The sequence below is a fragment of the Lacibacter sediminis genome, from assembly GCF_014168535.1.
Taxonomy (GTDB): Bacteria; Bacteroidota; Bacteroidia; order Chitinophagales; family Chitinophagaceae; genus Lacibacter; species Lacibacter sediminis.
Genome location: NZ_CP060007.1, coordinates 3,349,753 through 3,364,004, shown reverse-complemented (window position 1 = coordinate 3,364,004; position 14,252 = coordinate 3,349,753). Strand labels below are relative to the sequence as shown.

Here is a 14,252-nt window from a genome sequence, read left to right as displayed (position 1 = left end):
TCTTTTAATTCGATTGCCAAACACCCAATCATCCTTCAGAATTTCCATTTACTTTTTGTCCTGTCTTTATTTCAATGTCCTTCACAAACAGTCCTGTCTTTATTTCCAATGTTCTCAAACTTATATCCTGAAAAATCAACCATCCATTTCCTTCGAAAGAAATTGTTTTTGTAATGGTTGAATTTTAATGGTACAGAAAAATACCTGCACCAACCCAATTACCCGATCCACCGGTGGAAACAGGCTAAGTTATTTTTTAACTCTTAAAGCTGATTTTATGAATATTTCTACAGCCCGATGTAATATTCATTACACCCAAACCAAAATAAATTGGTGCAATGGATTAACATCAAACATCAAACAAAATCTAACGCTTCTTTTTCTTAACCTTTTAATTTTTTCATTCAGTGCTATTGGCCAATTGCCATTGAACAATGGTAATGCTGACAAATGGAATCCGTTAAATGCAAACAGTTTTCTCTACATCGGTCAGCATGCGGGTGCTGCCGATGCAGAGATCACTCATGTTCCGAACGAATGGAATACAATACAAACCGGAACATTGATCAGCAATTCAAATGTTCAGTTTACATTGGATGCGATGAATCCCATTCGCTCCCTGGTTGTAAATACAAAGTTTGCACCCCCAGCGGCAGCTGATCTTGATCAACTAAGGAATGGTGGAATAGGCGAGGCTCCAACACCCAACAACTGGGTAAATGGTAATGCAGGGCCGGAGAACTCACATTTTATTGAAAGCTGGTCGATCCCTTATCGTATGCGGATTACAGGCTTAACCAATAATACGTCGCATAACATTATTATTGAGTGGGATATTATGGGATCATCAGGCACTAAACATGCCATTGATTACATTACACATTTCCAGAATCTTGGCAGTAACACGTTGCATAGTTCTCTTTTTGGGCACAATGCAGAAGTAGTAAATCCTGGCTTCGGGTTAACAGTAAGTTCAACAAATACATGGACTATACCTACACCAAGTTCAGCAGGTTCACCTGTTGCAGGTCAACCTACAAATAGTTTTAATACGTTGAACCTAAAAGATTTCACAATCTACAATGGAACAATAACTGCTATGAGTTATGTTTCAGAAGGTGATTTAACTGCTGATAATTCAAAAACAAGATTATCGATTACGTTCACTGCTAATTTCAGTGGTGGCGCCAATACGGTGATACTTGGCTGGGGCGGTCATATAGCTTCACAATCTGATTGGGGTATTGGCGAATCAGCGAGTGATATCAGTGGTTCTCCTTATCATACACGTTTAATTGAACTGGATGGATCAGGTGGTAACCAGGATCGTTCATTAAAAGCCGATGCGGTAGTTGTTCCTCCTGGTTGTAATATAACTTCACCTGATCTCTGTCCGCTCACAACAAGTTCAACTGCAAGTGCTTCCTTAACTAATTCAGCCGGCGTTACAACTTCCTATACATGGAGTCTTGTTGGAGCAAATACAGCAGGCGCTACTCTTACAGGAAGCTTAAGCGGTTCAGTTGGTTCAGGCGTAACAGCAATTCCAGGTGTTGGTATAAGTGCACCTGTAGGTGGTTTTGCGGCAGGAACTTCTTTCACTGTTCAGCTTTTTGTTTCAAGAACATTCTCCGGAATAGCGTTTACCAGTACTTGTACAAAAACTGTAAACATTACAACCGGTGCAACAGCAACTGCTACAGCGAATCCAACAGCTATCGATATCAGAACAGCTGCTCATAACACTACACTGAATGTTAGTGTATCTCCCGGAAGTATTGGTGATTATGATTTGTTATGGACAGAAGATGGTGCAGGTAGTTTAGACTTTAACAACATCGTAAGTCCTGTTTATACTGCAGCACCTGCAGACCAGGGACAAACCATTACATTTAATGTAACGCTTACACCAAAAGCAGGTACAACAGGATTGTGTCCAAATAATGCAACTGTTACCGTACCTGTAAATGGTACAGCAACATGTGTGGTTACTTGTTTAACCAATTGTACTCCTTGCGCAGGAAGTGTTTCTACTTTCAGAGGGCCTCTTAATGAACCTGCCAGTGCTACTACATTCTACGATTGGAATATTGTATCGGGCGATGCAACAATTACCGGCGCAGACAATGAACAAAATGTTACAGTAACAGCAGGTTTGACCAACTACCGGCTTGAACTTACCATTACATATGCTAACCCTGCTCTTAATCAGGCACCATGCGGTATTGATGTAACAGTGGGCGATGTTCTTGCCAGTGATGACCATACCAATGTAAGTTGCTTTGGTGGCAGTAATGGTAGTGTAACTGTTACGTTCAGTGGCGGTACAGCACCATACGAGGTGAACTTTAATGGCGGAGGTTTTGCGGCTCAAACATCACCTAAAACATACACCGGTTTAGCAGCAGGTGCATACACATGGGTAGTTAGAGATGCAAATGGTTGTGAAGAATCGGGTTCAGAAACCGTTACACAGCCAAGTGATCTTCTTGCCAGTGATGACCATGCCAATGTAAGCTGCTTTGGTGGCAGTAATGGTAGTGTAACTGTTACGTTCAGTGGCGGTACAGCACCATACGAGGTGAACTTTAATGGCGGAGGTTTTGCGGCTCAAACATCACCTAAAACATACACCGGCTTAGCAGCAGGTGCATACACATGGGTAGTGCGAGATGCAAATGGTTGTGAAGAATCGGGTTCAGAAACCGTTACACAGCCAAGTGATCTTCTTGCCAGTGATGACCATGCCAATGTAAGCTGCTTTGGTGGCAGTAATGGTAGTGTAACTGTTACGTTCAGTGGCGGTACAGCACCATACGAGGTGAACTTTAATGGCGGAGGTTTTGCGGCTCAAACATCACCTAAAACATACACCGGCTTAGCAGCAGGTGCATACACATGGGTAGTGCGAGATGCAAATGGTTGTGAAGAATCGGGTTCAGAAACCGTTACACAGCCAAGTGATGTTCTTGCCAGTGATGACCATGCCAATGTAAGTTGCTTTGGTGGCAGTAATGGTAGTGTAACTGTTACGTTCAGTGGCGGTACAGCACCATACGAGGTGAACTTTAATGGCGGAGGTTTTGCGGCTCAAACATCACCTAAAACATACACCGGCTTAGCAGCAGGTGCATACACATGGGTAGTGCGAGATGCAAATGGTTGTGAAGAATCGGGTTCAGAAACCGTTACACAGCCAAGTGATCTTCTTGCCAGTGATGACCATGCCAATGTAAGCTGCTTTGGTGGCAGTAATGGTAGTGTAACTGTTACGTTCAGTGGCGGTACAGCACCATACGAGGTGAACTTTAATGGCGGAGGTTTTGCGGCTCAAACATCACCTAAAACATACACCGGCTTAGCAGCAGGTGCATACACATGGGTAGTGCGAGATGCAAATGGTTGTGAAGAATCGGGTTCAGAAACCGTTACACAGCCAAGTGATCTTCTTGCCAGTGATGACCATGCCAATGTAAGTTGCTTTGGTGGCAGTAATGGTAGTGTAACTGTTACGTTCAGTGGCGGTACAGCACCATACGAGGTGAACTTTAATGGCGGAGGTTTTGCGGCTCAAACATCACCTAAAACATACACCGGTTTAGCAGCAGGTGCATACACATGGGTAGTGCGAGATGCAAATGGTTGTGAAGAATCGGGTTCAGAAACCGTTACACAGCCAAGTGATGTTCTTGCCAGTGATGACCATGCCAATGTAAGTTGCTTTGGTGGCAGTAATGGTAGTGTAACTGTTACGTTCAGTGGCGGTACAGCACCATACGAGGTGAACTTTAATGGCGGAGGTTTTGCGGCTCAAACATCACCTAAAACATACACCGGCTTAGCAGCAGGTGCATACACATGGGTAGTGAGAGATGCAAATGGTTGTGAAGAATCGGGTTCAGAAACCGTTACACAGCCAAGTGATCTTCTTGCCAGTGATGACCATGCCAATGTAAGCTGCTTTGGTGGCAGTAATGGTAGTGTAACTGTTACGTTCAGTGGCGGTACAGCACCATACGAGGTGAACTTTAATGGCGGAGGTTTTGCGGCTCAAACATCACCTAAAACATACACCGGCTTAGCAGCAGGTGCATACACATGGGTAGTGCGAGATGCAAATGGTTGTGAAGAATCGGGTTCAGAAACCGTTACACAGCCAAGTGATGTTCTTGCCAGTGATGACCATGCCAATGTAAGTTGCTTTGGTGGCAGTAATGGTAGTGTAACTGTTACGTTCAGTGGCGGTACAGCACCATACGAGGTGAACTTTAATGGCGGAGGTTTTGCGGCTCAAACATCACCTAAAACATACACCGGTTTAGCAGCAGGTGCATACACATGGGTAGTGAGAGATGCGAATGGTTGTGAAGAATCGGGTTCAGAAACCGTTACACAGCCTGATGCTCTCAGTTGCAGTCTTACCACTCCTTCAATTCCGGTTTGTGGTACAAGCGGCAGCACAGTCAGCGGTACAGTAAGTGGTGGTACCGGTCCATACACATGCTCTGCTTCATTTGATGCTACAGGTGTAAATGCTGGATGGGTTGTTACAAACTGTGAAGTAGTTGCTGGCGTAATCACCGTTACTTATACCTCAGGAGGTGTAGCAAATACAGTGCTTACAGTTACAGTTACTGATGCGAATAATTGCACATCAAACTGTACAGTAACATTAACTTGCGATGGTGGTAAAGGATGTACTCCGGGCTTCTGGAAAACACATCCTGACCTTTGGGATAATTGCAGTGATGGTGTAGTACAGGCAATCCCTGGTGCATCATGTACCGGTACAGGTACAATTGGCAACTTTACTCCGGGTGCTGACTTTACAACAAGTACACCGTTTGTGGCATACTTTGGTATTACCAACAATGGCTGTGGTGGTGGTTGCCGGATTAATAATTTGCCAAGCACAATGGGTGCTGCAATGGCTGCCGCTGGTGGCAGTTGCAATAAACTGGCAAGAACAGCTGTAGCAGCGTTGTTGAATGCAGCCGTATTCGGTGCAGATTATCTTGATGCGACCGGTTTTGCAAGTTTTGCTGATTTGTATAATGCAATTAAGAATGGCTTTAACACCTGCACATACGAACCTTTGGCAACAAACCTTGATAATGCAAATAACCAGGATCATAGTTTGTGCAGTGGTTTACCAGGTACCATTCTCACTTCATCCATTGTAAGCGGCAGAGTTAATCTCAATAATGAAGTTACGCTTAATGCCAGCAGGCAAATAACAGTGCAGGCTTATCCTAATCCATTCAACAGTGAAATAAACTTCCGCTTTATTTCTCCTGAATCAGGATATGCAAACCTTGAAGTGTATGATATGGTAGGAAGGAAACTTTCAATTGTATATTCAGGACATGTGGATGCAAATGTTCAACGCACAGTAACTTACAGAGTGCCGGTTTCACAACAGGTGCCAATGATTTACAGATTAACTGTAAATGGTAAAGCTGTGGTTGGCAAGTTGCTTCCGGGCGATCGAAACAATAATTATTAATACTTAAAACTTAGGGTTGATAAACAGGGAAAAACAGAAGAGCGCTCCTTAATTGGGGCGCTTTTCGCATATACTTAAAAACCGGTTCAAAATAATTGAACCGGTTTTTTAATAAGGCTATAAAAGATGAATTGTTTATTAATAATTCATTACATAAACATAGTAACCTGCACGTGTTGGAAAGAAGTCGTAATCGATCCACAAGTAACCTGCATCACCCCAGGCCGTACCCCATGAGTTCATTACTTTATAGGCGTTCTTTGCATCATCATAACCACAAATAATTAATGCATGACCGATGTTTCCTATTCCTGCTGTTTTCCAGATATAACCAGGGCCTGCATTCTGGAAATTATTATCGATGGTGAGAGAAGCAATAACAGGATGTTTTGCTGCGATCATTAATTTAATTGCGTTCTTATCGGTGTTGATGATTTTAGAGTACCCACCAATTTTATAAGCAGCAGCTGTTTGATCCTGTGCCGAAGTTGGTAATAAAGTGCAGCCATTAAGATCACTGTAAGGCATTGCCGACCATGGCAACACACCTTTATTCTTCATTAAATCAAGTGTTAATGTAATTGCAGTACCTGAACCGCAATCGGATGCAATTTTCGTTTGATTATAAACATACTCGGGGCTGAAGATGTTTGTTGCAAGATCAAAACCTGAAGCATTTGTACGATAATACTGTTCTATTGAACGTGCTGCATAAGTTGTTGCAAAAGGAACACAGGTCCACTCATAACCCTGGTTGCCAACAGGCGGCGTCTGCAGGAAATAGCTTGAAGGTGGTGTGCCTGATGGTGGTGGGGTAACAATTGTATTTTTAGCAACAGTAATGCTGTAAGATCCGGTATTGCCTTTGGCATCTTTTGCAGTGGCTGTTAATGTATGTGTACCGTCTGTTACAGTAGAAGCATCCCAGTAAAAATTATAAGGTGAAACTGTAAGTGTTGATTTCACAACGCCATTCACACTAAAACTTACAGAGGATACGCCTACGTTATCTGATGCCGCTACAGAAACTGTAACTAAACCGGATACTGTTGATCCGTTAGCAGGCGACATAATTGTAACCGCTGGAGGTGTGTTATCGGTTGTGCTGCCACCGCCGCCACCACCGGTTGGCTTTCCTTTTGCCGAGAAAAGTTCTGATGAAAATCGTCCATTCACATTGGTGTTGGTCGACATCACCAATGGAATTTTACTTACAAGAATCGGGTCGTCTGGTGTAATACCTCCAAGTCGTGATTGATTGATTTCAGTTGTGGGTTCTTCAGGAGATTGATTGGATACTTCTTTTTTACAGGAAGTCCACATGAGGGATACAGCTACCAGGGCAGCGATCGTAAAGTTGGATTTTAGATTTGTCATTTTTTTTATTTATTTAAGAATTCAAAAAGCCTTTCAGTTTTATTTTCTGTTTGTGTTGATCGTTGAATTAAAAAACAATACAGTAGATCATACACAAAAGGGCCGGATGCTTAAATAATTTTCTACTTAAGACACATTCGTTTACTTGCAGGTGTTTGGAAAAAGAGACCTCAGATTTAGTCTATTGGGAAATGGTTCTTCTGACGAGGCTGGATATTGATCTTTTAAAACTTTTAGTCTTCTTTAGGTATTCCTATTCAAAATTCACGTTCCATAGCTATTTCGAGGTGAAAGAAAGGCAAAGATGATGCCATCTGTCCGGGCAATTATTCATGTTTTTTTTTATTCAATTCTAAATTTCTTTTTCTCAGATGCTTGTGTTTTTTAGTAAAACATAATCAGGCAGTAAAAGACTTTTATGAGTTTTTGATTAAATGTAAGAAGCGGATTGGTTTTCTGATTTGCAAAGCCTGTTTACATTGAAACCAGAAGAATTGAATGCTGTTGCCTGTTTTATGCAGGCTTTGAAAATTAAAAAGAGGACCGTGTGTTCGATCCTCTTTTTGATTTTAGTTGTCTTTTATGAGTAGTGATGCTATGATTTTTTTATCTGTTACCGATTTTTTATTTAGTAATTCATTACGTAAACATAATAGCCGGCTCTGGTGGGGAAAAAATCATAATCGATCCAGGTAAAACCTGCATCACCCCAACCTGTACCCCATGAGTTCATTACTTTATAAGCATTTTTAGAATCGTCATATCCGCAGATGATCATGCCATGGCCAATATTTCCTGTACCGGCAGAATTCCAGATAAAACCAGGTCCGGCGTTTGATATCTTATCATCGAGAATAACAGAAATAATTACCGGGTGATTGGCAACGAGCATTGTTTTGATGGCAGTCTTGTCTGTGTTAAGCAGTTTAGAATAACCACCAATTTTGTAGCCAGCTGCAACAGCGTCATCAGTAGATGTTGGGAAAAGAGAACAACCATTAACATCACTATATGGCATGATAGTCCAGGGCGTTACACCTTTATTTTTCATGAGGTCAAGTGTTAATGTTATTGCCGTACCTGAACCGCAATCAGATGCAATTTTTGTTTGATTGTAAACATATTCCGGACTAAAGACATTGGTAGCATAATCAAAGCCAGTTGCATTTGAACGGTAATATTGTTCAATCGAACGGGCTGCATAAGCAGTTGCAAATGCCACGCAACTTCCTTCATTTCCCTGAGCTTTAACAGGTGGAGTTGCCAACATGTAACTTGAAGGAAGAGTTGTTGCAGGCGGAAGAACAGTAATGGTTGTATTTACAGCAACAGTAATTGTATAAGAGCCCGTGTTGCCGGCAGCGTCCCTTGCAATTGCAGTTATAGTGTGTGTGCCATCGGCTACAGAACTTGCATTCCATGAAAAATTATAAGGAGCAGTTTTTAAACTGTCTTTTGTAACGCCATCCACTACAAGCTTAACAGAAGCAATCCCTACGTTGTCGGTTGCCTCTGCTGCAATTGTAATTATTCCTGACGCTGTTGTTGAGTTACCGGGAGAAGTGATTTTTGCTGTGGGAGCTGTAATATCTCCTTTTGTTGGTCGGCCTTTCAACAATGGAGCAATTGAATAAGATGAAACCTTGCCAGCCGTTTTTGATAAGTTTGAAGAAACAATAAATGGTGTTTTGATAACAACGGCCTGTGGATCATCAATTGCCCCTGATAATCTTACCTGCGATGGCTCTGCCTGGTTTTCATTGGATTGATTGGAGACCTCTTTTTTGCATGCTGCTAAAAATGTTACGACAACTAAAGCAGACATGCTTAAGGGTCGGATTAAATTTTTCATGTTTCGAAATATTGGTTTTAAAGTAATAAATACAAATTTCAATCTTGTCTTAACATAAGTATAGATATTTTGTTCGGTATCATTTTAATTATACTGAACAGGTGTTGATTAAACAATAGAACAAATACTGGAACAACATTAGTCGTTTCATGTATTCATAGAACAACGATAAGTTTTGTGAGATCGACTTGATTTTGTCTGTTGGAGAATGGCTCTTCTAGGGTATCCGGATATTGTCTTTTAATCTTTTGTAAAACTAATCAATCATCTATTATTCTCAAAGGTCTACTACTATGATAAACTACTATTCTTTTGTAGTAAAATGTCAATAATGATGCCAGTAACTTTTTTATTACGGTTTCTCTTATTGTACAACGTAAAATTAGCTGATGAAATTTGATTTGAAAGCAAATAAACTTTTATGGTTAGTAATTACTTTTTTATTTACCTAGCTGTAATTTTTATTCGTTGTTCTTTTACTTTTATTTTGAGAAGTTGATTTGATATGACTAATGTAGGTATGAAAATTGGCTGATATGTTTTTACAGTGTATTTTTATTAAGCATAGCTTATATACTTAAAGGGATAGCTGTAAAAGTCGTTTCATTGTAACTGCAAAAGGTATTTGATAGTGATAAAAAAACCGGACTTTGGTCCGGTTTTTTCTTTGAGTTTATTTTTAATGAGCTTTTCATTGTGCTCTTGATCAGCGGTTGAAAAGTTGTTTACTATGCATAACAACTAGTCTTAATTAATTGCATAGCAATATGTGCCTGTTCTTGTAAGAAAGAAATCATAATCGATCCAGCTATAACCTGCATCACCCCAGCCTGTGCCCCATGAGTTCATGATGAGATATGCGTTTTTCGCATCATCATAACCACAAATAACAATGGAGTGTGCGAGTGAACCCGAACCGGAATAGGTTTTCCAGATAAATCCCGCTTTTGCACTGATGAATGAATTGTCGGCAAGTATAGTAATGATGACAGGATGTTTTTGCGTAACCATTGATTTGATAGCTGCTTCATCTGTCGTGTAAAGTTTCGCATATGAACTGATCTTGTAATTCTGCGCTTCCAACGATTGTGATGAAGTTGGTAACGTTGAGCAACCATTCGTACTGCTGTAAGGCATTGTTTGAAAAGTACAGATGCCATTTAACTTAATAAAATCAAGAGCAGTTTGCATGGCTGAACCCGAACTGCATTCGACGCTGAATTTTACCTGGTTGTATAAAAACTCAGGACTGAAAATATTCGCACTATTGCTGTAAGATGTTGCACCTGTTCTGTAATATTGTTCAGCTGAGCGTGCTGCATAGCCTACTGCAAATGCAACACATGAACCTTCGCTTCCCTGGTTACTTACAGGTGGCATTGTTAATCTGAAGCCCGAAGTAGAAGGTGGTTCAACAACCGTTGTATTAAGTGTTACTGTGATTGATCTCACTGATTGATTACCTGCAGCATCTCTTGCAGTTGCTGTAATTGTATAAATGCCGCTTGCAGCACCTGTTGTGTTCCATGAGTAACTGTAGTTCGATGACGATGAACTGCCAACTACTGTTTCATTTATGCTGATGCTTACAAAAGTTACACCGGTATTATCAGTTGCTGATGCGCCAATGTTAATGGTGGTTCCTGTATTGTAAGAAGCACCATTCGCAGGTGAAGTAATGTTTACAGTTGGTGCTGTAACATCTCCAACAGTCACATTGTTTACACTCACTGTAACAGAGCTGCTTGATCTGTTGTTTGCAGCATCTCTTGCTGTTACTGTTAAAGTATGAGTTCCGTTTGATACAGTTGCAGAATTCCATGTAGTTGTAAATGGAGCAACACTGCTGCTGCTGATTGAAACACCATCAACAGAAAGACTAACTGATGTCACACCAACATTATCACTTGCACTAACCTGCACGGCAGATGTACCTGTGATAAACGAACCGGATGTTGGAGAAATAATGCTGATGGTTGGTGCAGTTGCATCACGTTTACCTCTTGCAGCAAGCATTGATACATTAAAAACTTCGCTGCCCGCTTCAGGAGCGTTCGATAAAAATCCGGAAGAAACGATCAAGGGTACTTTTGCCTGTAACACAGGATTGTCGTCAACAACTCCTGAAACTTTCGTTTGAGAAATTCCTGTCTCACTTTCGGGTATTGCTGTTGATTTTTCTTTTGCACAGGATGTCCATAGAACGGATACAATCAATAGCCCAAACAAGCCCTTCGGCATTGTAATTCTTTTCATTTAATCTGCTGTTGGTTTTTATTAGTATTAAAAATATTTTGCCGGTGATGGCCATAGGTATTGCATTCAGGTATAGATGTATTTCAATGCCTGACAGGTCATTCAGCTTTGCCATTTGCAAATGCAATGCATTTACATGCGCATCCTGTTTTGATAAATCTTGTGGGAAATTGTAGCTGGTACTTTCTGTTGGAGTATGGTTCTTCTATGATCTGGATATTGTTCTCAGGGTTCTCTGTTTAACAAATCAATTCCGCTCTGTCTCAAAATTTTATCCTGTTTACGCTGTCGTTAATCTCCAGGTATTAAACAATAACTATGCCACTCACCTTTGCAATCGCTTATCATATTTATATGTTAGTAAAGATATTTTGTTTTGATGCTGAAAGCGAGCGAATGACTTTTAAGGACAGAAAAATCACTTTTTATACTACATGCAAAACAAGAGCTTTTGTAGGTATCATTTTGATAGATGCAGTTATGCTGCGAAAAGCGCTGTAAGTAAACCACTGATTAAATAAGATTAACACATGTATAAAAAAGAAACTCTGTTCACTTGATTTATCTGATAATTACGTCTCTGCACATTAGTTATTTTATCACCAGTTTGTTCACAATTGTAAGCGAGAAGATGATTCGATAAAATAATACTTTTTACAGGCAGTATTAAATCTGATGCAACAAAAAAGGAGCTGCAATCGCAACTCCTTTCCTTATATAATTAAAAACAGTTTATCTGCTGTTCGCATCATTCATGCGGATGTTTCGTCCCTTGAACTTTTTTCCATCAATAGAACGGATCATCTGCGTTGCTGCTTTACTGTCAACTTCAACCCAGCTGTTCATTTCACGCATATCAATTTTGCCGAGTGAATCTTTTTTAAGATCGCTCATATCTAAAATGAATTGCAGGAAACTTGCTTTGTAAAAACCATCTTTTGTTCCGAGGTTTACAAACAAGCGGGTGTAATTGCCTGAACCGCCACCACCATTGAAATCACGACCTTGTGTATCACGGTAAGGTTGGCGCTCACGTTCACGTGTACGTCCTGATCCCGGTCTTTCTCTTTCGATACCACGACCACCACCATCACGCTTGAATTTATCAAACTCACGGCCACGCTCACGAATGTTGAGGTCTTCTGCGTTTTCGTAATACTTGAGGAAACGATCGAACTCCATTGATGCAACACGCTTCAGAATTTCTTCCTTACTGATGTCAGCAAATTTTTCCTGCAGCATCGGTACATAAGTTTCGTATTCTTCACTGCTTACATCCATGTTGATGAGCTTATCCATAAACGAGAAGAACTGTTTACGGCAAACATCTTTACCGGTTGGTATTTCAAGTTTATTAAACTTCGATTGCACAATACGTTCGATCTGGCGAACCTTGCCAATTTCACGACTGTGTACAATGCTCATACAGATACCCGTTTTACCGGCACGACCTGTACGACCACTGCGGTGGGTGTACACTTCAATATCGTCGGGTAATTCGTAGTTAATGACATGCGTAATATCTTTTACATCGATACCACGTGCAGCTACATCTGTTGCAATAAGCAGTTGCAATGTTCTGTCACGGAACTGACCCATTACCGCATCACGTTGCTGCTGTGTAAGATCGCCATGCAATGCATCAATATCATATCCTTCACGTGTGAGTTTCTCGGAAATGTTTTGTGCATCAATTTTGGTACGTGTAAAAATGATCCCGTAAATGCCGGGGTTGAAATCGATCAAACGTTTCAATGCTTCGTAGCGGTGTTGTGATGACACCACAAAATACTGGTGATCGATATTTACATTGGCTGTATTCATTTTACCAACAGTAACTTCTACCGGTTCTTTCATATACTTACGGCTCACCTTACGAATTTCAGGTGGCATGGTAGCACTGAATAACCAGGTACTTTCTTTCTTAGGCGTGTTCTGCAGAATGAATTCAATATCATCCTGGAAACCCATGTTCAGCATTTCATCTGCTTCATCAAGCACCACATACTTAATTTCACCAAGGTTGATGGCCTTGCGTTCGATCAGATCAATCAAACGACCGGGAGTGGCAACAACGATCTGGATACCACGCTTGATATCACGGATCTGCATGCCGATAGAGGTGCCGCCGTAAACAGCTACCACCTGCATTCCCTTCATGTGTTTCTTGAAAATTTCTATCTCTTTAACGATTTGCAGGCAAAGTTCACGTGTAGGACAAACGATCAATGCCTGTGGGTGTTTTTTGCTTTCGTCTAATAATTGCAGCAATGGTAAACCAAAGGCTGCTGTTTTGCCGGTACCCGTTTGGGCAAGGCCGATCAAATCCGTGGTTCCGCTGAGCAGAACGGGGATTGCTTTTTCCTGAATAGGAGTGGGAGTTGTAAAACCGAGTTCACTAATCGCTTTCATCAATCTTTCATCCAGTCCAAGCGCTTCAAATGTGTTCATTCTGTATTTTCTGTTATAATAAGCGGCAAAGGTAAGGTTTTATGGGGGAAGGAAGGGTAGGAAGTAGGAAGTAAGAGGCAGAGGGCACAAGGTTCAAGGCACAAGGCACGCCCCGTCTGACGCCCTCGTCAGACGGAAGCACACAAAACAGGTTAATTTCGGATTTTAGATGTGCGATTTCAGATTTTTTGTCCATGGCCTATTGCTGATTGTGTTTTGCCCATTGCCAATTCACCATTGACCGTTCACCATTACCTTTGCGCCATGCGAAAACTGGGCATGGATGAGCTCAACCGCAAATCGGTTGATGAATTTAAGGAAGCGGAGAAGAACAAGGTGATTGTTGTGCTGGAAAATATCCGCAGCATGCAGAATGTTGGCAGTGTGTTCCGCACAGCTGATGCTTTTTTGGTGGAAGCCATTTACCTGATTGGCTACACCCCGCAGCCTCCTCACAGGGATATTCATAAAACAGCCTTGGGTGCAACTGAAACAGTGAACTGGAAGTATTTTGCCAAAACAGCTGAGGCAATTGCGGAGCTGAAAGCAAACGGCTATAAATTGTTCGGAATTGAACAGACCGAGGGAAGCATTTTACTCCAGGATTTTGAAAAAGCCCCGGATGAGAAAATTTCCCTCATTTTTGGTAACGAAGCCGAAGGAGTGGAACAGGAAACCTTGCACGAATGTGAAGGTTGCATTGAAATACCGCAGTTCGGGATGAAGCATTCGCTGAATATTTCGGTAGCAGCAGGCGTGGTGCTGTGGGAAATGGCGAGAAAAGGTATATTGAACCAATAATCAGGATTG

General features: G+C 41.3%; 6 protein-coding genes. 2 read left to right on the top strand and 4 right to left on the bottom strand.

Annotation, left to right across the window (positions count from 1 at the left end):
* Positions 1-277 precede the first annotated feature (277 nt).
* Positions 278-5,506 (top strand): SprB repeat-containing protein, encoded by a 5,229-nt coding sequence (locus H4075_RS14315; protein WP_182801514.1) that lies wholly within the window; start codon positions 278-280, stop codon positions 5,504-5,506.
* Between the two features lie 138 nt (positions 5,507-5,644).
* Here the strand turns inward: H4075_RS14315 and H4075_RS14310 are convergent, their stop codons facing one another.
* The 4 genes from H4075_RS14310 to H4075_RS14295 form a co-directional block, all read right to left on the bottom strand.
* A complete protein-coding gene (locus tag H4075_RS14310) occupies positions 5,645-6,883 on the bottom strand; it encodes an Ig-like domain-containing protein (RefSeq protein ID WP_182801513.1) in 1,239 nt (412 codons plus the stop codon).
* Positions 6,884-7,511: 628 nt separating this feature from the next.
* A complete protein-coding gene (locus tag H4075_RS14305) occupies positions 7,512-8,735 on the bottom strand; it encodes an Ig-like domain-containing protein (protein ID WP_182801512.1) in 1,224 nt (407 codons plus the stop codon).
* Between the two features lie 747 nt (positions 8,736-9,482).
* Complete coding sequence (locus H4075_RS14300; RefSeq protein ID WP_182801511.1) at positions 9,483-10,991, bottom strand: Ig-like domain-containing protein; 1,509 nt, start codon at positions 10,989-10,991, stop codon at positions 9,483-9,485.
* Between the two features lie 732 nt (positions 10,992-11,723).
* Positions 11,724-13,442, bottom strand: a complete 1,719-nt coding sequence (locus H4075_RS14295; protein WP_182801510.1) for a DEAD/DEAH box helicase — start codon at positions 13,440-13,442, stop codon at positions 11,724-11,726.
* Between the two features lie 264 nt (positions 13,443-13,706).
* Between H4075_RS14295 and H4075_RS14290 the strand changes: the two genes are divergently transcribed.
* Complete coding sequence (locus tag H4075_RS14290) at positions 13,707-14,243, top strand: RNA methyltransferase (protein ID WP_182801509.1); 537 nt, start codon at positions 13,707-13,709, stop codon at positions 14,241-14,243.
* Positions 14,244-14,252: the final 9 nt, after the last annotated feature.

What these genes read in the sequence shown, in the direction of transcription:
- H4075_RS14315 (WP_182801514.1), top strand. Translation starts at nt 278, where the DNA reads ATGAATATTTCTACAGCCCGATGTAATATTCATTACACCCAAACCAAA.
- H4075_RS14310 (WP_182801513.1), bottom strand. Translation starts at nt 6,883, where the DNA reads ATGACAAATCTAAAATCCAACTTTACGATCGCTGCCCTGGTAGCTGTA.
- H4075_RS14305 (WP_182801512.1), bottom strand. Translation starts at nt 8,735, where the DNA reads ATGAAAAATTTAATCCGACCCTTAAGCATGTCTGCTTTAGTTGTCGTA.
- H4075_RS14300 (WP_182801511.1), bottom strand. Translation starts at nt 10,991, where the DNA reads ATGAAAAGAATTACAATGCCGAAGGGCTTGTTTGGGCTATTGATTGTA.
- H4075_RS14295 (WP_182801510.1), bottom strand. Translation starts at nt 13,442, where the DNA reads ATGAACACATTTGAAGCGCTTGGACTGGATGAAAGATTGATGAAAGCG.
- H4075_RS14290 (WP_182801509.1), top strand. Translation starts at nt 13,707, where the DNA reads ATGCGAAAACTGGGCATGGATGAGCTCAACCGCAAATCGGTTGATGAA.